Annotated in this window: 15 protein-coding genes; 7 read left to right on the top strand and 8 right to left on the bottom strand. The window is 58.1% G+C overall.

Annotation, left to right across the window (positions count from 1 at the left end):
- The first annotated feature begins 378 nt into the window (after positions 1–378).
- Entirely contained in the window at positions 379–3,246 is a 2,868-nt protein-coding gene (rapA, locus tag G113_RS11250; protein WP_005901677.1) for an RNA polymerase-associated protein RapA, read from the top strand.
- Between the two features lie 120 nt (positions 3,247–3,366).
- Complete coding sequence (rluA, locus tag G113_RS11245; RefSeq protein WP_005901675.1) at positions 3,367–4,023, top strand: bifunctional tRNA pseudouridine(32) synthase/23S rRNA pseudouridine(746) synthase RluA; 657 nt, start codon at positions 3,367–3,369, stop codon at positions 4,021–4,023.
- A gap of 71 nt (positions 4,024–4,094) precedes the next feature.
- On the opposite strand, the gene G113_RS11240 is transcribed toward rluA, so the two are convergent.
- The 5 genes from G113_RS11240 to G113_RS11220 all read right to left on the bottom strand — a co-directional run bounded on the left by G113_RS11240 (position 4,095) and on the right by G113_RS11220 (position 8,842).
- Positions 4,095–4,277: a hypothetical protein gene (locus G113_RS11240; protein WP_005901673.1), complete on the bottom strand. Its 183-nt coding sequence runs from the start codon at positions 4,275–4,277 to the stop codon at positions 4,095–4,097.
- 60 nt (positions 4,278–4,337) lie between these two features.
- Positions 4,338–6,155: a putative bifunctional diguanylate cyclase/phosphodiesterase gene (locus G113_RS11235; protein WP_407919104.1), complete on the bottom strand. Its 1,818-nt coding sequence runs from the start codon at positions 6,153–6,155 to the stop codon at positions 4,338–4,340.
- A gap of 124 nt (positions 6,156–6,279) precedes the next feature.
- Positions 6,280–6,777, bottom strand: a complete 498-nt coding sequence (locus G113_RS11230) for a hypothetical protein (RefSeq protein WP_005901669.1) — start codon at positions 6,775–6,777, stop codon at positions 6,280–6,282.
- Positions 6,778–6,871: 94 nt separating this feature from the next.
- A complete protein-coding gene (gene groL / locus G113_RS11225) occupies positions 6,872–8,509 on the bottom strand; it encodes a chaperonin GroEL (protein WP_005901668.1) in 1,638 nt (545 codons plus the stop codon).
- A 39-nt stretch (positions 8,510–8,548) separates the two neighbouring features.
- Positions 8,549–8,842: a co-chaperone GroES gene (locus tag G113_RS11220; RefSeq protein WP_005901665.1), complete on the bottom strand. Its 294-nt coding sequence runs from the start codon at positions 8,840–8,842 to the stop codon at positions 8,549–8,551.
- Positions 8,843–9,089: 247 nt separating this feature from the next.
- On the opposite strand from G113_RS11220, the gene G113_RS11215 reads away from it, so the two are divergent.
- The gene (locus G113_RS11215; protein WP_236611756.1) at positions 9,090–10,424 is read left to right on the top strand and encodes an MATE family efflux transporter; all 1,335 of its coding nucleotides are present in this window, start codon (positions 9,090–9,092) and stop codon (positions 10,422–10,424) included.
- Between the two features lie 133 nt (positions 10,425–10,557).
- Here G113_RS11215 and G113_RS11210 read toward each other — a convergent pair whose 3' ends face one another.
- A complete protein-coding gene (locus G113_RS11210; RefSeq protein ID WP_005901661.1) occupies positions 10,558–11,022 on the bottom strand; it encodes an FxsA family protein in 465 nt (154 codons plus the stop codon).
- 435 nt (positions 11,023–11,457) lie between these two features.
- Here G113_RS11210 and aspA point away from each other — a divergent pair, with 435 nt between their 5' ends.
- The 3 genes from aspA (at position 11,458) to G113_RS11195 (ending at position 15,636) form a co-directional block, all read left to right on the top strand.
- Positions 11,458–12,900 (top strand): aspartate ammonia-lyase, encoded by a 1,443-nt coding sequence (aspA, locus tag G113_RS11205; protein WP_005901659.1) that lies wholly within the window; start codon positions 11,458–11,460, stop codon positions 12,898–12,900.
- 130 nt (positions 12,901–13,030) lie between these two features.
- On the top strand, positions 13,031–14,350 hold the full coding sequence (locus G113_RS11200) for an anaerobic C4-dicarboxylate transporter (RefSeq protein ID WP_005901657.1): 1,320 nt from the start codon (positions 13,031–13,033) through the stop codon (positions 14,348–14,350).
- 203 nt (positions 14,351–14,553) lie between these two features.
- Complete coding sequence (locus G113_RS11195) at positions 14,554–15,636, top strand: porin (protein WP_005901655.1); 1,083 nt, start codon at positions 14,554–14,556, stop codon at positions 15,634–15,636.
- Between the two features lie 75 nt (positions 15,637–15,711).
- On the opposite strand, the gene mdtH is transcribed toward G113_RS11195, so the two are convergent.
- Positions 15,712–16,905, bottom strand: coding sequence for a multidrug efflux MFS transporter MdtH (gene mdtH, locus G113_RS11190; protein WP_040319150.1), 1,194 nt, complete (start codon positions 16,903–16,905; stop codon positions 15,712–15,714).
- 94 nt (positions 16,906–16,999) lie between these two features.
- On the opposite strand from mdtH, the gene G113_RS11185 reads away from it, so the two are divergent.
- On the top strand, positions 17,000–17,893 hold the full coding sequence (locus tag G113_RS11185; RefSeq protein ID WP_040319149.1) for a LysR family transcriptional regulator: 894 nt from the start codon (positions 17,000–17,002) through the stop codon (positions 17,891–17,893).
- Positions 17,894–17,997: 104 nt separating this feature from the next.
- Here the strand turns inward: G113_RS11185 and G113_RS11180 are convergent.
- Positions 17,998–18,809, bottom strand: an 812-nt coding sequence (locus G113_RS11180) for a M4 family metallopeptidase (RefSeq protein WP_005901650.1), incomplete at its 5' end; no start/stop codon positions are given.

Raw genomic sequence — 18,809 nt, 5'->3', positions numbered from 1 at the left:
CCTTACGCTCCTCACTTCGAAAGTCAAGCGGTTGTTTTCGCTTTTCTTTCGGCGCCTGCTTCGCAAGGAAGCTGGCTTATCAGTCCGGCGTGTTCCGCCGTGCTGGTAGGGGCGCATTATAGAGATGGCAGCCGCGCTGGCAAGGGCTAAATGACATAAATATGACAGGTCGAGTTCGTTCGCTGTTAAAAGCAGCAAAACCCTCAATTATTAAGCATGACCGCGGCAAACAGCCTCTTGCCCAGGTTAAATGGACTCTGTTGCTATCCATCGGCCCCCCGGCAAGGCCAGCTGCTATAACCATGGTGATAGTGCTTACGCCTTCGGGTAATATAGCGCCCCTTTGTTGTGACACACTCTTGGGCTTTGGAGAGTTTAATGCCTTTTGCACTTGGCCAGCGTTGGATTAGTGATACCGAGACGGATCTGGGATTGGGTACTGTAGTGGCTGTCGAAGGCCGTATGGTGACCATGTTGTTCCCGGCTACCGGTGAAAACCGCATGTATGCCAAAGAAGAGGCCCCCGTGACCCGGGTCAGCTTCAATGTAGGTGATCAGATTGCCAGCCACGAGGACTGGACCCTGACCGTCGACGAAGTGCAGGAAAAGGATGGCCTCCTTATATATGTAGGCACACGCACCGATACCGGTGAGCCTGTGGCACTCAAGGAAGTGTTTCTCAGTAACTTTATCAAGTTCAACAAGCCGCAGGAGCGGCTGTTCGCCGGTCAGATAGACCGCATGTCCCGCTTTACCCTGCGCTATGAAGCGCTCAACAATCAGCACAAGCGCCGTCGCAATCCGACCCGTGGCCTGGCCGGGGGGCGAGTCAGCCTGATCCCGCACCAGCTTTATATTGCTCATGAAGTGGGCCACCGCTATGCCCCGCGCGTCCTGCTCGCCGATGAAGTCGGCCTGGGCAAGACCATAGAAGCCGGGATGATCATCCATCAGCAGCTGCTCTCCGGCCGTGCCCAACGGGTGCTCATCTTGTTGCCTGAAACACTGCAGCATCAGTGGCTGGTCGAGATGCTGCGCCGCTTCAATTTGCACTTCTCTCTGTTTGACGAGGAACGCTGTATTGAGGCCTTCGCCGATGCGGAAAACCCATTCGAGACTGAACAGCTGGTGATCTGCAGCCTGGACTTCCTGCGCAAGAAGCGCCGCCGCTTTGAACAGGTGCTGGAGGCTGAGTGGGATCTGCTGGTCGTCGATGAGGCGCACCATCTGGAGTGGAGCAACGATACCCCGAGCCGAGCCTATGAAATGGTTGAAGCCCTGGCCGAACAGGTACCGGGCGTGCTGCTGCTGACCGCCACCCCGGATCAGCTAGGCCATCAGAGCCACTTCGCCCGGCTACGCTTGCTCGATCCTGAGCGCTTCTACGACTACGAGGCTTTCTTGGCAGAGGAGCAGGCTTATGGCCAGGTCGCAGCCGCCGCCCAAGCGCTGCTCACTGGCGAGCCCTTGAGCGATGACGCACAACAGCTCCTTGCCAACCAGCTCGAAGGGCTGGATTTGAGCGACAGCAAAGCGCGTCAGCAGGCGGTCAGCACGCTGCTCGACCAGCATGGCACTGGCCGGGTGCTGTTTCGCAACAGCCGAGCCAATATCCAGGGCTTCCCCGAGCGCCATCTCAACGTCTACCCCATGCCGCTGCCGGATCAGTACAAGACGGCCATCAAGGTAATGAGCATGATGGGTGGTAACGGCGGAGATCTGCAGGCTCGCGCCTTGCGTTATCTTTACCCCGAGAAAATCTACCAGCAGTTCGAGGGCGATAGCGCCAGCTGGACCCAGTTTGACCCCCGCATCACCTGGTTACTGGAGCTGCTGCTCGGTGCCCGCCAACAGAAAGTCTTGGTGATCTGCTCCGAAGCTTCCACAGCCCTCGCTCTGGAAGAGGCGCTGCGCACCCGCGAAGGGATACGTGCCACTGTGTTCCACGAGGGCATGTCCATTCTGGAGCGCGATCAGGCATCAGCTTATTTCGCCCAACAAGATGGCGGCGCCCAAGTGCTGATCTGCTCCGAGATAGGCTCGGAGGGGCGCAACTTCCAGTTTGCAGGTCACTTGGTACTATTTGATCTGCCGCTGAACCCGGACTTGCTGGAGCAACGTATTGGTCGCCTCGACCGTATCGGTCAGCAAAACACGGTCGAAATCCATGTTCCCTATCTGGAAGGCAGCGCCCAGCTAGCCCTGTTGCGCTGGTATCACGATGGCATGGATGCGTTCGAGCAGACCTGCCCCACCGCACGCCCCGTGTTCGAGGAGGTCCGCGATCAGTTGTTCGAGCTATTGGCCGCCAACAGCGGTGAACAAGCCGAGCTCGACGAGCTGCTGACCCGGACCCGGGCACTCCACGAGCCACTCAAGGCACGTCTGGAACAAGGACGCGATCGTCTGCTGGAGATCCACTCCTGCGGGGGTGACGCAGCCCGGCAACTGGCCGACAAGCTGGCCGCAGAGGATGGCGACACCGCCATGATCTCCTTTGCCCTCAAGATGTTCGATGAGATAGGCGTCAATCAGGACGATCGAGGTGAGAACGCCCTGGTGCTGACGCCGGGTGATCATATGCTGGTCTCCAGCTTCCCTGGCCTGCCCAATGACGGTATGACAGTCACCTTTGACAGGGATACAGCCCTGTCTAGAGACGATATGTTCTTCCTCTCCTGGGATCACCCCATCATGCGGGGCGGTATCGATCTGATTCTGGGGTCGGAGATAGGTGCAACCTCGGTCGCGCTGCTCAAGAACAAGGCACTCCCCGTAGGCTCCATCTTGCTGGAGCTCATCTTTGTGGCCGAATCTGCCGCACATTCCCAGCTCTACCGCTTCATGCCACCGACGCCGATCCGGCTATTGATGGACAAGAACGGACAGAATCTAGGAGAAAAAGTGGCGTTTGATGCCTTCAATCGCCAACTGACCCCAGTCAACCGCCACCTGGGGAGTAAGCTGGTGACCGCTTCCCAGCCGGTGATCCACGGTCTGATCGGCAAGGGGCAAGCCATTGCCGAACAACTGAAAATGAGTATCGTCGACGAGGCTCGTAGCCAAATGGCGCAGACGCTGCAACAGGATCTGGACAGGCTCGAAGCACTCAAGGCCATCAACCCGAACGTGCGCGACAGTGAGCTCGACTATCTGCGTGACCTGCAAGCCGAGCTGCATCACTTGATAGACCAAACCCAGCTCAAACTGGATGCCATCCGCTTTATCGTGGTGACCCATAACTAACAAGATACTGAAGTCGACGCGGCCAGCCCCAGCTCAAGCTGGATGCCATGCACTTTAGTATCGTGGTGACCCATAACTGTTGGGGACGAGTCCCCACCTTAACCTTTGATGCGAGACGCTATGTTCGAATATTGCCCTCCCCTGGAGCCCTGGCTCGATATCCTGTTCAAGGATAAAGACATCATGGTGGTCAACAAGCCGACCGGCCTGCTCAGCGTGCCAGGGCGTGGCCCAGAAAACGAAGACAGTGTCTTGCACCGGGTGAAGCAGCAACACCCCAAGGCAGCCGCGGCTCATCGCCTCGACATGTCTACCACGGGTGTATTGGTGATCCCTCTCAATCCCAATGCCCATCGCGAGTTAAGCAGGCAGTTTCGCGAGCGGGAGACCGAGAAGCACTATCTTGCCTGGGTATGGGGTGAACCCTTGGCCAGCTCGGGTCAGGTAGATCTGCCGCTGTGCGTGGACTGGCCCAACCGTCCCAAGCAAAAGGTAGATTTTGAGGAGGGACGCCATGCGTTGACCCTGTGGGAGAAGCTGAAAGTGGAAAACGGCAACAGCTTGATCAAGCTGATGCCCATCACTGGCCGATCCCATCAATTGCGAGTACACATGTTGGAGCTGGGACACCCCATATTGGGAGACAACCTCTATGCCCACCCCGAGGCTCTCACTGCGGCGCCCCACCTTTACCTGCATGCGGCCATGCTGACCATCAGCCATCCGCGCAGCGGGGAGCGGATGACGTTTGAAGCACCAGCGCCATTCGCCGGTTAATCTGCATCAGGCAAGCGCCAGAACGAAAAAAGCCTCGGTCCACAGACCGAGGCTTTTTTTATTGCTTGGCATCATACGTGAATATTGATGTTGCTACCCAGGGTACTGCCAGCTGTGCTCTTGGGCGCCTGTGCCGATTCGGCGGCTCCCTGCAACAAGGCCAGGGCGGTTTGCCCCTCTTGGGTTTGTTGCTTCTTCGCGAGGCTGGCGACCATGAGGGCACTGCCATAAGATGTTGAACCAGATATTTCCATTTGCATTCCTCCTGCCCTTTGGCTATCGGCCATGCTGGCAGAACCATGAGTCTTAATGGTTTAGCTGTTACAGGCTCTGCTTGGCACCTTGCCATCCAACCAGCGTTCCTCCATCTCAAGCAGTGTCTGGTACACCGCCTCCGCCTGCGCCGGACGGCTGAACAGATAACCCTGACCATAAAGATGGATGTCGGTCAGTCCGCGCAACACATCGAGCTGAGCCTGAGTTTCAATTCCCTCACATACGAGTGTCTTGCCAAGCATGGACCCCAGTCGGCAAATGTTGGCAACCAGCTCCGAGGCCTCGGTGGAGGTGTCGATCCCCTGGATAAAGGATCTGTCGATCTTCACCTTGTTCACTGGCAGCTTCTGCAGATAACTGAGAGAGGAGTAACCTGTCCCAAAATCATCCAGCGCCAGCTGTACCCCTTGCTGACTGAGATCCTGCATCAATTGCAGTGAATTTTTCACCTCGCGCATTGTGGTGTCCTCCGTCACTTCCAGCACCAGATGAGGGGCAGAAATGTGATGTTCCATCAGCGCCTTGGCGACCAGCTTGAGCAGGCTGCGCTGATACATACCGGGGGAGATATTGACACACATCTGCAGGTCAAGAAGACCCAGTTGCTGCCACTGGTAAAGCTGAGCACAAGCGGTGTTGAGTACCCACCCCCCCAGTTTCTCAGACAACTGGAACTCCTCGGCCACCTGGATCAACTCGTTGGGCGGAATGAAGCCCAGTTCAGGATGACGCCAGCGCAGCAGAGCCTCGACGGCCTCACAGCGTCCGGTTTCCAAATTGATGATGGGCTGATAGTAAAGCTCGAGGGCATTGCGTTCGAGCGCCACCACCATGTCGGAGGCAAGGTGTTTGCGCCGCGCCGTCTCGTTTTGCAGTGACTTGTCATAGATGACATAAGGCACATGGGTTTTGCGGCTGTGGAACAGCGCCTGCTCGGCTCGGCTAAGCAGGTCCTGAGTCTCCTCGCTGTCCATGGGGTAGAAGGCGATGCCAATCCCCACTTCCAGCAGAAACGGATAGTGATCCAGGGGGATATCCTGTTTCACTGCGTGCAAGACGCGAGCGACCAGCTCACGTACCTGTTTGAGATCGCTGCTGTCCTTCTGGATGATGGCAAATTGATCCCCCACCAGTCGTGCAACCCATTCACTGTCATTACAAAGCGTATCGAGCCGTCGAGCCAGCTCTTGCAACAGCAGATCGCCGATGTTGTAGCCAAACTTGCTGTTGATATCGCGAAACTCGTTGATATCGATCAGCACCAGGCCAAAGGGCTGCTCCCGGGTGACGCACTCCTCCATCTGTTCCAGTAGCGCGAGGCGATTGGAGAGTGCGGTGAGTGGGTCGAGGCGAGCCTCCCGATAGTGCCGCCTCCCCTCGCGGATCAGCAACACACTGAGCATGATCACCGATACCAGCAAGCCACTGACCATGAGCAGCAAAGAGTTACGCAAAGTACCGAAACGCTGGTCGTTACTGGTGTATACCTTGATGTTTTGTTGCATCACGGAGGCGAGGGAGTAGGAGAGCGGTTCTTGCAGAGGCGAGAGCCGCATCATGATTTGCTGATAGTCGCCACTGCCACTCTTGAGGGCCAGGATGCGAGGTTCCAGCTCGCGAATAGTGCTCTCGATGAGTTGTACCAGACGCAAGGCTTTCTGCTTGTCGTGCAGACTCTCGCGCAGTTGCCCACTCAGCAATACCGGGGTGCGGCTCCACAAAATGTCATAGCGCAGCATCAGGGTGTCGTGGTCTATGCCGCCATAGTGATAGAGCTCGACCGAGTTGAGGAAACGCCCCAGCTCCAGCTGTAACTGCATCAAGGCCCAGGAGACGTCGTAGGTGTACTTCTCCATGACCCGAGTCGCATTCTGGATCTGCACCAGGCAATAGAGGGTGCTCCCCGTGAATGAGAGGATGGAAATATAGAGAATGAGCAACAGTGGCCAACTCTTTCTTTTCACCCGCACACCCACCTTGTCAGTTCTGAATATCGAGAGCACTCAACTGCCAGATCATCATATCGGTAAAGGCAGACTGCTTGAGTTCCGGATATTGATCCAAGGGTAGGATAAACCAAAGAGGCCCCTTGTCACGTACCCGCATGGTGATGCCATCGTCCTGCCACGCCAAAATGGGGTCATATCGCTTTACGGTCTCCCAATCCACCTTGATCTGGAAACTGTTGAGAGCTGTAAGGGTGATGCTCTTGCCCTTGGCATCAAGGGCAGCAAGCAGATCTGCCACCTTGGGGCCTTTGTAGTGATGAGGTTTGTCCACCCAGGGATTGCTGGTGACTATTTCGTGCTGTGGCAGGGACTGAATGAGCGAGAGGTCCAGCTCGACCTTGCCAGCGGGTGTCCCTTCGGTATTCACATTGCCGGAAACGGTCAATATCACGGGGCCTTGCGGCGCCTCCAGGGCCATGGCCGGGCCAGCAAGGCAAAATAGCAGAGGGATGAGCCCAATCTTTATCATAAATACACCAATGATTTTATTATCAATACTTTCAGTCTAGCCGCCCTAAAAAAAACGGCCCGCCAATGCGAGCCGTTTAATGACGAGAGCGAGATTACATCATGCCGCCCATGCCACCCATACCGCCCATATCAGGCATCGCAGGGCCATCTTTCTTCGGCAGGTCGGTGATCATGCACTCAGTGGTGATCATCAGGCCGGCGATGGAAGAGGCAAACTGCAGGGCAGAACGAGTCACCTTGGTCGGATCCAGGATACCCATGGCCAGCATGTCACCGTACTGCTCGGTGTAAGCGTTGTAGCCGAAGTTACCTTCACCGTTCTTCACGGCGTTGGCAATGACGGAGGCTTCTTCACCGGCGTTGATGACGATCTGACGCAGCGGGGCTTCCATGGCGCGCAGGGCAACCTTGATACCGACGTTCTGGTCTTCGTTGTCGCCACGCAGGCCAGCCAGTTTGGCGGCTACGCGTACCAGCGCAACACCACCACCGGCAACCACGCCTTCTTCTACGGCAGCTCGGGTGGCGTGCAGGGCATCGTCAACGCGAGCTTTCTTCTCTTTCATTTCAACTTCGGTGGCAGCACCGACCTTGATCACGGCAACGCCACCAGCCAGTTTGGCTACGCGCTCTTGCAGCTTCTCGCGGTCATAATCGGAAGAGGTCTCTTCGATCTGCTGACGGATCTGGGCAACACGGCTCTCGATCAGGGTCGCATCACCCACACCATCGATGATGGTAGTGTTCTCTTTGGTGATGACGATGCGCTTGGCACGGCCAAGATCTTCCAGGGTCGCTTTTTCCAGCTCCATGCCCACCTCTTCGGAGATGACAGTACCGCCGGTCAGGATGGCGATATCTTGCAGCATGGCCTTGCGACGGTCACCGAAACCAGGTGCCTTGACGGCAGCCACTTTCACGATACCGCGCATGGTGTTGACCACCAGGGTCGCCAGGGCTTCGCCCTCTACGTCTTCGGCAACGATCAGCAGCGGTTTGCCTGCTTTGGCAACGCCTTCCAGTACCGGCAGCATTTCACGAATATTGGAAATTTTCTTGTCGACCAGCAGGATGAAAGGATCATCCAGCTCGACGGCACCGGTTTCCGGTTTGTTGACGAAGTAAGGGGAGAGGTAGCCGCGATCGAACTGCATCCCTTCCACTACGGCCAGTTCATCGTCCAAGCCCTGACCATCTTCAACGGTGATGACGCCATCACGGCCTACTTTGTCCATGGCTTCGGCAATCAGTGCACCCACTTTCTCGTCGGAGTTGGCGGAGATGGTGCCCACCTGAGCGATGGCATTGCTGTCGGCGCAAGGTTGGGAAAGGGACTGCAGCTCGGCAACGGCAGCCACGACGGCTTTGTCGATACCACGCTTCAGGTCCATCGGGTTCATGCCGGCAGCGACGGCCTTCAGGCCTTCGTTGACGATGGCTTGAGCCAGTACGGTAGCAGTGGTAGTACCGTCACCGGCGGCGTCGTTGGCCTTGGAAGCAACTTCCTTGACCATCTGGGCGCCCATATTCTGGAATTTGTCTTCCAGCTCAATTTCGCGGGCAACAGAGACGCCATCTTTAGTGATGGTCGGGGCGCCGAAGGACTTGTCCAGCACGACGTTGCGGCCTTTCGGGCCCAGGGTCACTTTAACGGCATCGGCCAGGATGTTGACGCCTTCCAGCATTTTGATGCGAGCTTCGTTGCCAAATTTAACTTCTTTTGCTGCCATGATTCTTGAATCCTTTAGTCAATTCGGGGGAAGGGAAAATTACGCTTCGACGATCGCCAGGATGTCGGTTTCGGACAGGATCAACACTTCCTGACCGTCCAGCTTCTCGCTCTTGACGCCGTAACCTTCGTTGAAGATCACCTTATCGCCGACTTTGACAGCGAGGGCTTTCACTTCGCCATTATCCAGAATTCGACCAGTCCCCACGGCCAGAACCTCACCACGGGTGGACTTCTGAGCCGCAGTACCAGTCAGGACGATACCGCCAGCGGATTTAGCTTCAGCTTCGATGCGCTTAATGATGACGCGGTCGTGCAGTGGACGAATTTTCATCGATAACTCTCCCAAAATGAGTCACTTTGTTACTTGAGGAATGGCCATTCCTGGCCAAATTGCATATGACCCAGATGTGGGGCACTTATGCCTCCCCTTCAAGGGCGGATACAAAAAAAGTTTTTCACGTACCATGAATATCTTCGATGGATCGCCGTGCCCTGCCATGGACCCGAGTTTGTCTTTCGGCAAACCAGACCTCAGTTTCCAGCCGTGAAGAGACGAGCCTTTGACCCGACCCAATCCCATGCTGACTGCCCCCATGCCTGCCGTATTGCTGCGCATGACGGGGCCCATGATCCTCGGCATCATCGCCATACTGGCTTTCAACCTGGTCGATACCTTCTTCATCGGCATGCTGGGCACCCAGGCGCTGGCCGCCATCAGTTTTACCTTTCCGGTGACCTTCGTGGTCACGTCTCTGGCCATGGGGCTCGGGGCCGGGCTCTCGGCCCTGATTGGCCACACCCTGGGTCAGGGCAGACATGAAGAGGCCGCCCATCTGGTCACCGACAGTCTGTTTCTCGCCGTGCTGCTGGTGCTTGCCCTCTCCCTGCTGGGCGCCCTCACCATAAATCCCCTGTTTCGCCTGCTAGGGGCGAGCGAGGCACTGATCGCCCTCATTCATGACTACATGCTGATCTGGTACCTGACGGTACCCATGCTGGTACTGCCCATGGTCGGCAATGCCGCCATCCGCGCCACTGGAGACACCAAGACACCGAGCCTGGTGATGGCGGTAGCGGGCCTGGTCAATGGCGTGCTGGACCCTCTGCTCATCTTTGGCATAGGTCCCTTCCCTGAGTGGGGTATCAGTGGCGCAGCCATCGCGACCTCTCTCTCCTGGCTGATGGCCATGCTGGTCAGCCTCTATATATTGCGGCACAGAGAGGGTCTGCTGCGCTGGCGACTCTCGCCACGCCAGCGTCTGCTGGCCCACTGGCGGGCCCTGCTACATGTGGCCGTGCCCGCCTCCTTCACCAATATGCTCAACCCCCTGGCCAATGCCGTGCTGATGGTCATCTTCGCCGGCCTTGGCACCGAAGTGGTCGCAGCCTACGGGGCGGCCTCCCGGGTCGAAGCTCTGCTGCTCATCGTCATGATGGCCCTCTCCTCGGTGCTGGCCCCCTTTGTCTCCCAAAACTGCGGAGCAGGCAACCCGGCCAGAGCCAAGGCGGCCCTGCTGATCTGCATGCGTTTTGCCTTGCTGCTGCAACTCGCCATCTATGGGCTGACCTGGTTACTGGCTCCCCTGATAGCCAATCTGTTCAGTGACCATCCGCAGGTGATACGCCTGATAGTGCTCTATCTGCATCTGGTACCGATTGGTTATGGTTTTCAGGGCATGGTGATGCTGCTGGCCTCCGCCTTGAACGGGGTGCGCGCCTCCAGCATCTCATTTCTGTTCAATGGCTTGCGACTGTTTGGTTTCTTGCTGCCCGGGGCCTGGATTGGCGCCAGGCTGGGCGGGGAAGAGGGTATCTATCTGGGAATACTCATCGCCAACCTGGCGGCGGGTTGTCTGGCCTGGCTCTATGCCCGCCATCGTTTCGAGCAGCTTTGCCATCAGGGTCGCCCCTGAACCGCTGCGCCATGTTCTCGCTCTCTCCACCCGCAAGACATGTCGATGCCCGCACGCAGATAACAAGGAGGCCGCTTGATGCGGCCCCCTTCAGGTTTCTTGTGCGGTAAGCAAGCCCCTTGGCCGCAGGAGACTACTCCTTGTCCTTGCGCTCGAATTCACCCTCTATGATGGTGCTGGACTCTTCGCGCAACTGTGACGATGGGGAGTAAGGCCCCTGAGACTGGAAGCTCCCCATGGCCCCTTGTACCCTGACGCCCTTGACCAGCTTGTCGGCCAGACGGCTACGCAGCGGCGGCAACAGCAGCAATAGACCCAGCAGATCCGTGACAAAACCCGGAACAATCAACAGCAAGCCAGCCAGGGCCAGCATCATGCCGCCCATCAGCTCGCGGGCTGGCATCTCGCCGACCTGCATCCGCTGCTGGGCTTCCATCAGGGTCTTGAGTCCCTGACTGCGCACCAGCGAACTGCCTATCATGGCGGTCAGCACTATGAGTATCACAGTCGGCAAGGCACCGATCACGGTCCCCACCTGGATCATGACGGTCAGCTCGAGCAGAGACAGGCCGACAAATAACAAAAACAACTTACCCATATTGACCTCAGTACGGCTTGATGTGGTGGCCAGTCTGGCTGGCGCTCGCCTCTCCCTGCGATCAGAGCGGAAGACGGCGTTCTTCCCTAATAGATGGGGGAACTATCGACTTTTTCAAGGTAAAGCGCGATCCAGCCGTCATTTTAAGGAATATTCCCCTGAGATGACTGGGCGTGAGTCCCTTGTTCTGTCACAGTAATTGGGTCATTTGCAACATATGTTTAATCGTCGCAAAAAATTTGGGAATCCCTCAAATTTAGTGATCTAGCTCTAACATGGGATACCCCCATTGAGGTAAGATCACTGACAGTTATCGGGGAGTTATTCCCCTACCGCCCCACTCGATGTGTGGTGCTTCAGGATGAGCTGTGCGCAAGGAACTCGCGACCACTCGGTGAGGATCATTTCCATTTATTTGATTTCTGAGGCATTACAATGAGCGACATCATAAACGTCCGCATTGAAGAAGACCTGCTGGGCACCAAAGAAGTTTCTAACGATCTCTACTACGGCGTCCACACCCTGCGGGCTGTCGAAAACTTCAAGCTGAGCACTCAGAAAATTTCTGATGTCCCCGAGTTTGTCCGTGGCATGGTGCTGACCAAGAAGGCAGCGGCCCTGGCCAACGGCGAACTGGGCACCATGCCCCCCGAAATTGCCGACAAAATTGTCGAAGCCTGCGATCTCATGCTCGACACCGGCAAATGCTTCGACCAGTTCCCGGTCGATGTCTATCAAGGCGGCGCCGGCACCTCGGTCAACATGAACACCAACGAAGTACTTGCCAACATCGCCCTCGAGATCATGGGTCTGGAGAAGGGCCGCTACGACGTCATCAACCCCAACGACCATGTCAACAAGTGCCAATCCACCAACGATGCCTACCCCACCGGGTTCCGCGTCGCCGTGGTCAACAGCACCGACACCACCCTGGATGCCCTGGAAGATCTGATCACCGCCTTCGACGCCAAGGCCAAGGAGTTCAGCTCTGTACTCAAGATGGGCCGCACCCAGCTGCAAGATGCGGTACCCATGACCCTGGGTCAGGAGTTCCACGCCTTCGCCGTCACCCTGCGTGAAGAGATCAAATCCATCAAGCGTTGCCAGGAGCTGCTGCTGGAAGTGAACCTTGGCGCTACCGCCATCGGTACCGGCCTGAACACCCCGCCCGAGTATTCTGCCCTGGCGATCCAGCGTCTGGCCGAGATCACTGGCCGTGCCTATGTGCCGGCAGAAGATCTTATCGAAGCCACCTCGGATTGCGGCGCCTATGTGATGCTGCACAGTGCCATCAAGCGCCTGGCCATGAAGCTCTCCAAGATCTGTAACGATCTGCGTTTGCTCTCTTCCGGTCCACGTACCGCCCTCAAGGAGATCAACCTGCCGGAGATGCAGGCCGGTTCCTCCATCATGCCAGCCAAGGTCAACCCGGTGATCCCGGAAGTGGTCAACCAGGCCTGCTTCAAGGTGTTTGGCAACGACATCACTATCACCTTCGCCTCAGAAGCCGGTCAGTTGCAACTGAACGTGATGGAGCCAGTGATTGGTCAGGCCATGTTCGAATCCTTGAGCTTGATGAAAAATGCCTGCGTCTCCCTGCGCGAGAAGTGCGTGGAAGGCATCACCGCCAACCCGGAGATCTGCATGAACCATGTGCTCAACTCCATCGGCATCGTGACCTACCTCAACCCCTTCATCGGTCACCACGAGGGCGACATTGTCGGCAAGATCTGTGCCCAAACCGGCAAGAACGTCCGTGAAGTCGTACTGGAGCGCGGTCTGCTGACCGCCGAGCAGCTCGACGAGATCCTCTCCATCGAAAACCTGATGAACCCGCAGTACAAGGCCAAGCGCTTCGCGCGCAGCGCCGTCGTATAAGCGGATCAGGGCCGGGATCACTCCCGGCCCTTAAAGCCATTTCCCGACCTGCTTGCATCCCGCCAGCCCATCGGGAAATGGCTTTGTGCCAAATGATTCTCAAAAACTAAAAATAAATGGAGTGTTCACTATGATTGGAATCGAGTTAGCGGTCGTGCTCGGCGCTATCTATCTGGGAGCCCGGATAGGCAGCATAGGCATCGGCTTTGCCGGTGGCTTGGGGGTTCTGGTATTGACCTGGGGCCTGGGCATGGAGATCCCAAGCGATCAACTGGTCAGCTATATCCCCTGGGACGTGATCATGATCATCGCGTCCGTCATCTGCGCCATCGCCTGCATGCAACTGGCCGGCGGCATGGATTATCTGGTCTCCCTGGCCGAGAAGGCGCTGCGCAAGAATCCCAAGTACATCACCTTCGCCGCCCCCGTCGTCACCTACTTGATGACCCTGCTGGCCGGGACAGGTCACACCGCCTTCTCTACCTTGCCGGTAATCGCAGAAGTGGCCAAGGAGCAAGGCATTCGTCCCTCTCGCCCACTCTCCATTGCCGTCATTGCCTCCCAGATAGCTATCACAGCCTCGCCCATTTCGGCCGCCGTGGTCGCCTTCTCCGGGATGCTGGAGCCCTTTGGTATCGGTTATTTGACCTTGCTGGCCATCTGCATCCCCTCCAGCTTCCTCGCCTGCATGGTCGGCGCCTTCGTCGCCAACATGATGGGCAAGCCGCTGGATGAAGATGAAGTCTATCTGGAGCGCAAGGCCAAGGGTCTGATCAAGCTGCGCGGCACCAGCCAGGTCGAGCTCAAACCCTATGCCAAACTCTCGGTCGGTATCTTCATCGCCGCCATCGTCGCCGTCATGGCCTATGCCACCGCCATCTCCGGCAATGTGGGATTGATTGCCCATCCGCCCATCCCCCGTGATGGCGCCATCATGGGCATCATGCTCGCCGCCGCCACCATCATGACGCTGGTGTGCAAACTGGATGCGACTCAGGTCACCAATATGCCGACCTTCAAGTCCGGCATGTCCGCCTGTATCTGCGTACTGGGTGTCGCCTGGTTGGGTAACGTCTTCGTGAAGGGCAACATGGATACTATCCAGCTTGTCGCGGGCGATCTGCTCAACAACTACAGCTGGCTGCTGGCCGTGGTGCTGTTCTTCTCCTCCATGCTGCTCTACTCCCAAGGCGCCACCACCAAGGCGCTGATGCCAGCAGCCCTGGCACTGGGCGTCAGCCCGCTGACCGCCATCGCCTCCTTCGCGGCCGTGAGCGCTCTGTTCGTGCTGCCCACCTACCCGACCCTGCTCGCCGCGGTGGAGATGGACGATACCGGCTCGACTCGCATTGGCAAGGCGGTGTTCAACCACCCCTTCTTCGTGCCGGGTGTGGCGACTATCGCCATGGCCGTCACGCTGGGCTTCTTCTTCGGTGGCCTGATGCTCTGATAGCCTCATTCTCTTTAATCAAAAGCGACCTCCGGGTCGCTTTTTTGTCGTTGTGCGTCACAGAAACGCTGATTTAGTGCGCAAAGACATTGCGGCTTCAGCTCCAGTCAAGCTTACCGCTCTTAAAATGGCTACATCGGAAAAATACCGATCATTCAGGACCCTAGAGGGCCTGGAGAGTACTTACCCCAGAGGAATTGACAATGAAAAAGACTGCATTGACCATGGCTGTTTCCAGCCTGATGCTGGCCGGTACCGCCCAGGCTGCCCCCCTGTATGATCAAGACGGCACCAAACTGGAGATCGGTGGCCGCGTTCAAGGCATGTACTACGGTACCAGCAGTGACGCCCTGGAAGGCGATCAGAGCTACCTGCGTCTGCACGTCGCCGGTGAGACTCGCATCGATGACGAAACCAAAGCGTTCGCCTTCGCCGAATACAACCTGCCGACTTCCGGTTCCGACAACGACGAGCTGCGTTACGGCTACGTTGGCATCCAGAACGATCGCTTCGGCGCCTTCAGCTACGGTCGTCAGGACGGTCTGTTCGCCAAAGCGGTCAACAACTATACCGACGTGCTGCCGGAATGGGGTGGTGACGGCCTGGGCAAGGACACTGACGTGTTCGGTACCGGTCGTAACAACGGTCTGGCCCAGTACATCTATACCTATCAGGGAATGACCCTGGGTGCCCAGTTCACTGGCAAGAACGATCCTTGGAATGACAAGGACAGCAAGTGGATGAAAGGCTCCGACGAAGGCTATGCCCTGTCCGCCAACTATGACTTCGACATGGGTATCTCCCTGGGTGCCGTCTACAACATGGCAACCAAGACTGGCGACCAGAAAGAGCTGGCCTCCTTCGGTGGTGATGACGATGCCCAGCTGTACGGTGCCGGTATCAAGTACACGGCCGGTAACCTCTACCTGGCTGCCACCTATGCCCATGGCCAGGATCACGTCTTCGTCAGCAAGAATGGCCAGAGCGGCTATGCCGAGAAGAGTGACGGTTATGAAGCCGTGGCCCAGTACAGCGTCACCCCCAAGTTCAAGCCGTCCCTCGCTTACCTGCGTACCGACGTGAAGGATGACCGCAGCGGTGCCAACATCGACGATACCCTGACCGAGTACGTCAGTGTGGGTGCCTGGTACAACTTCACCGACAACTTCAACGCCTATGTTGACTACAAGATCAACCTGCTCGACGAAGATGGCTCCGATGGCTACAGCAGCCTGGGCCAAGTGTCTGACGACGTGGTCGGTGTCGCACTGCAGTACAACTTCTAAGTCCGGATTTGGCGCCAAGCCACCTCCCGATACAAAACCGGCCGCTCATGCGGCCGGTTTTTTCATATCTGGCATTCAGGCCCGCAGCTGCGCCAGTTCGGGACGACGGGCAAAACAGTGACTGAGCAACAGCAGGGTCACCACGCCGACGGTGCCAAGCACCAGCCAGGGCAACCAGGGCTGCCCCTGGACACTGGCATAGTCATGCAGAGCGCCTCCCCCCACATAACCACTCATGCCACCCAGTGCCAAACCGAGCCGACTGAAACCCATGTAACTGCCTCGCGCACTCGGGTGGGCCAGCCGGGTCATCAAGGTCTCCCGGGCCGGTTCCACTATGATGATGCCGAGATAGAAGCAGGCCAGCAGCGCAAAAATGGCTTCGAGGGTGGTGGCGAAGGCAACCAGCCCTATGCCGGCGGTCATCAGCAGCATGCCCGCCAGCAGCCGGGTTTCCAGCCGGAAGTGACGCTCGCCGTAGCGCGCCAGCGGATAGAGCAGGGAGAGCGACAGCGCCGCCTCCAGGCTATACATCCAACCCACCGCCGTACTGCTGCCGGCCATCTGCTTGACCAGAATGGGGAAGATCAGCATCACCTGCACCCAGAGCGCGTAGTATCCGCTCAGGATCAGCACCACCCGGCAAAACGCCTTGTCCGCCAGCACGCGATTGAGCCCGGCCTTGATGGGCGCGGGGCGCAGGGAGATCTTGTAGGCGGGCAAGATAAGCCAGTTGCACAGCGCCGCACTGACGAATAGGCAGGCGCCCAGCAGGCAGACATATTCGAAATCGAAGTTGAGCAACCAGCTACCGAGCAGCGCCCCCAGCACGGCACCGGCGCTCTCCAGCATCATCAGCAACGAAATGTAGCGTCCACGTTGATGGGGCCGGGTGAACTTGATGACCAGGGCCGCCCGTGGGGGATCAAACAGGCACCCGCCCAAGCCGGAGATGATGCAGGAGACGATAAGCGCCAGGCCGCTCTCGGCATAGGCCAGACTGGCAAACCCCACCGCCCGTAGCAGCATGCCGCCGACGATCAGTGGCCGGGCACCGAATCTGTCTGCCAGGGAGCCACCAAAGATACCCAGCCCCTGCTGAGTCAGCTGACGCAGGCCCAGCGCCAGACCCACCACCCCCGCCGCCCAGCCAAGTTGATCGACGAACCTCAGGCTTATCATGGGCATCACCACGAAGAACCCCAGGATCACCAGCAAGGAATCCAATGCCAAAAACCAGCGTCCCCGCCGCCGCGCCCGCTCTACCATAACCACCTCAGACCCCAATTGATGCTGCTATTCTGCGAGGGCTCCAGATATAGTGGTAGCCGACAACTGGCTATATTTCATATCGGGATTTTTTATGGCTATGACGCTCGATGATCTGCAACTGCTGCTCGATGTGGTCAACCGGGGCAGCTTCAGCAAGGCGGCCGCAGTACGGGGCTGGTCACAACCCATGGTGAGTCAGCGCATCGCCGTACTGGAACACGCCCTCGGCCAACCGCTGTTTCGCCGCCACCGCCGCGGCGCCACTCCCACCGCGGCTTGTGAGCAGTTTCTGCCAGCGGTCAGCAGCGCCCTCGCCGCACTGGAGGCCGGCCAACTCGCCTTGCAGGGCACCCCGCTGCTGCCACGCATTCGACTCTCCTGCCTGCCCTCCCTCACCACAGTGGTGTTCGGCCCCCTGCTGCTGGAGTTGGTGGATGAGAGCTTCGAGATCCGTTGCAGCACGGATCACTCCGGCATCATCATGCAGGAGCTGTTGACCGGAGAGACCGATGTCGGCTTCATCCTCAAGTGCCCCGCCATCGCCGGCATTCAGCTCGAGCTGCTCTACCGCTCTCCCATCATCGCCGTGGCCTGTGCCACCCATCCCCTGGCAGGGCGCCAGGGACTGACCCTGCAAGACATTGCCAACGAGCGCCTCGCCCCCCAACAGTGGGGCACGGGGTGCGACGAGCTGTTGATCCAGCTGCGGCTGCTGCGCCAGGTAACCCGTCCACTGCACGCGATTCAACCGGCCAGCGCAGCCCGTGAGCTGGCCCTCGAGCACGGCTTCATCACCCTGATGCCAGCGCTGGCCATCGCAAGAGATCTAGAATTTGGCCGCCTGGTACAGCTCGATGTGACGGATCTGCCGCCGGATCACTGGGATGTCATGATGGCCTGGCGCAGCGGCAAGCGGCCTAATCGGGAAAAGGAGAGAGTGATCGAGGCCGCCCGCATGCTGGCCAGCCACTGGGCGGGCAAATAGTCCAGCAATCGGCCGCTCATCCTTGCCGCCTCGACAGCTGATATAAAAAAACCACCTCATGAAGAGGTGGTCTTGCTGAATGTTATAAATAAAACCTCATTCTATCAATAACTTGCCTTAAGACTCACACCAGAGAAGGCACTAAAGCCACTCAGTTGCACATGCCAGGTGCCCGCCTTGGGCGCATTGAGGGTGCAGGTCTCGGTGTTGCCACTCTTGTAGGGGCGGCAATCGTAGCTGGTGCTGGTTGGCACAGCACCAAATTTCACATAGAGATCCGCATCACCGCTGCCGCCACTGCTGGCAACCACAAGCGTGCTCTTGCCGGCCGGAACCTCAATGGTGTAATTGAGTTTGCCCCCCTGGGCTCCCGCCAGTCCGGTCTGGGCCACGCCGTTTTGCAACACACTGCCCCCTGAGGGCGGCGTGCTACCACAACTGGCATTGACGCCGACCGTGCTGAAGGCGGCCGCCACATCGCTCAGACTGTAGTCAAGATCCGTGGCCGCCCGGGTCACGCCACAGGCCCCCTGATCGAAGCTGGCGTTAGGACCCCAATAGAGTCTGTTTGCCAGCACGAACACCTCGAACGCCTTGCGGGTGTTCCAGCCGCTGCTGTTGGCCAGCAGGTAGAACGCGCGGTTATAGACCCCCGAGCTGTGGTGCACGTCCATGCCGCTGCGATAATCGCTGGCATGACCGATGGAGCGGCCATCCCGGGTCGGATCCTCGAAGTAGCGCAGTGAACCGTTGCCCTTGAAGATCTGGGCGCCCACCAGCCAGTCGTTGCTGCCTTTCATGAAGTTCTCGGCAGCTTCCCCCGCCATGTCGGAGAAGGCCTCGTTGATGCCGCCGGATTGATTGGCATAGACCAGCCCCGCGTTCTGCTCGGTAAAGCCGTGGCTCACCTCATGGG

It is taken from the genome of Aeromonas molluscorum 848, assembly GCF_000388115.1.
Lineage (GTDB): Bacteria > Pseudomonadota > Gammaproteobacteria > Enterobacterales > Aeromonadaceae > Aeromonas > Aeromonas molluscorum.
This window is presented reverse-complemented; position numbering and strand designations above follow the sequence as displayed.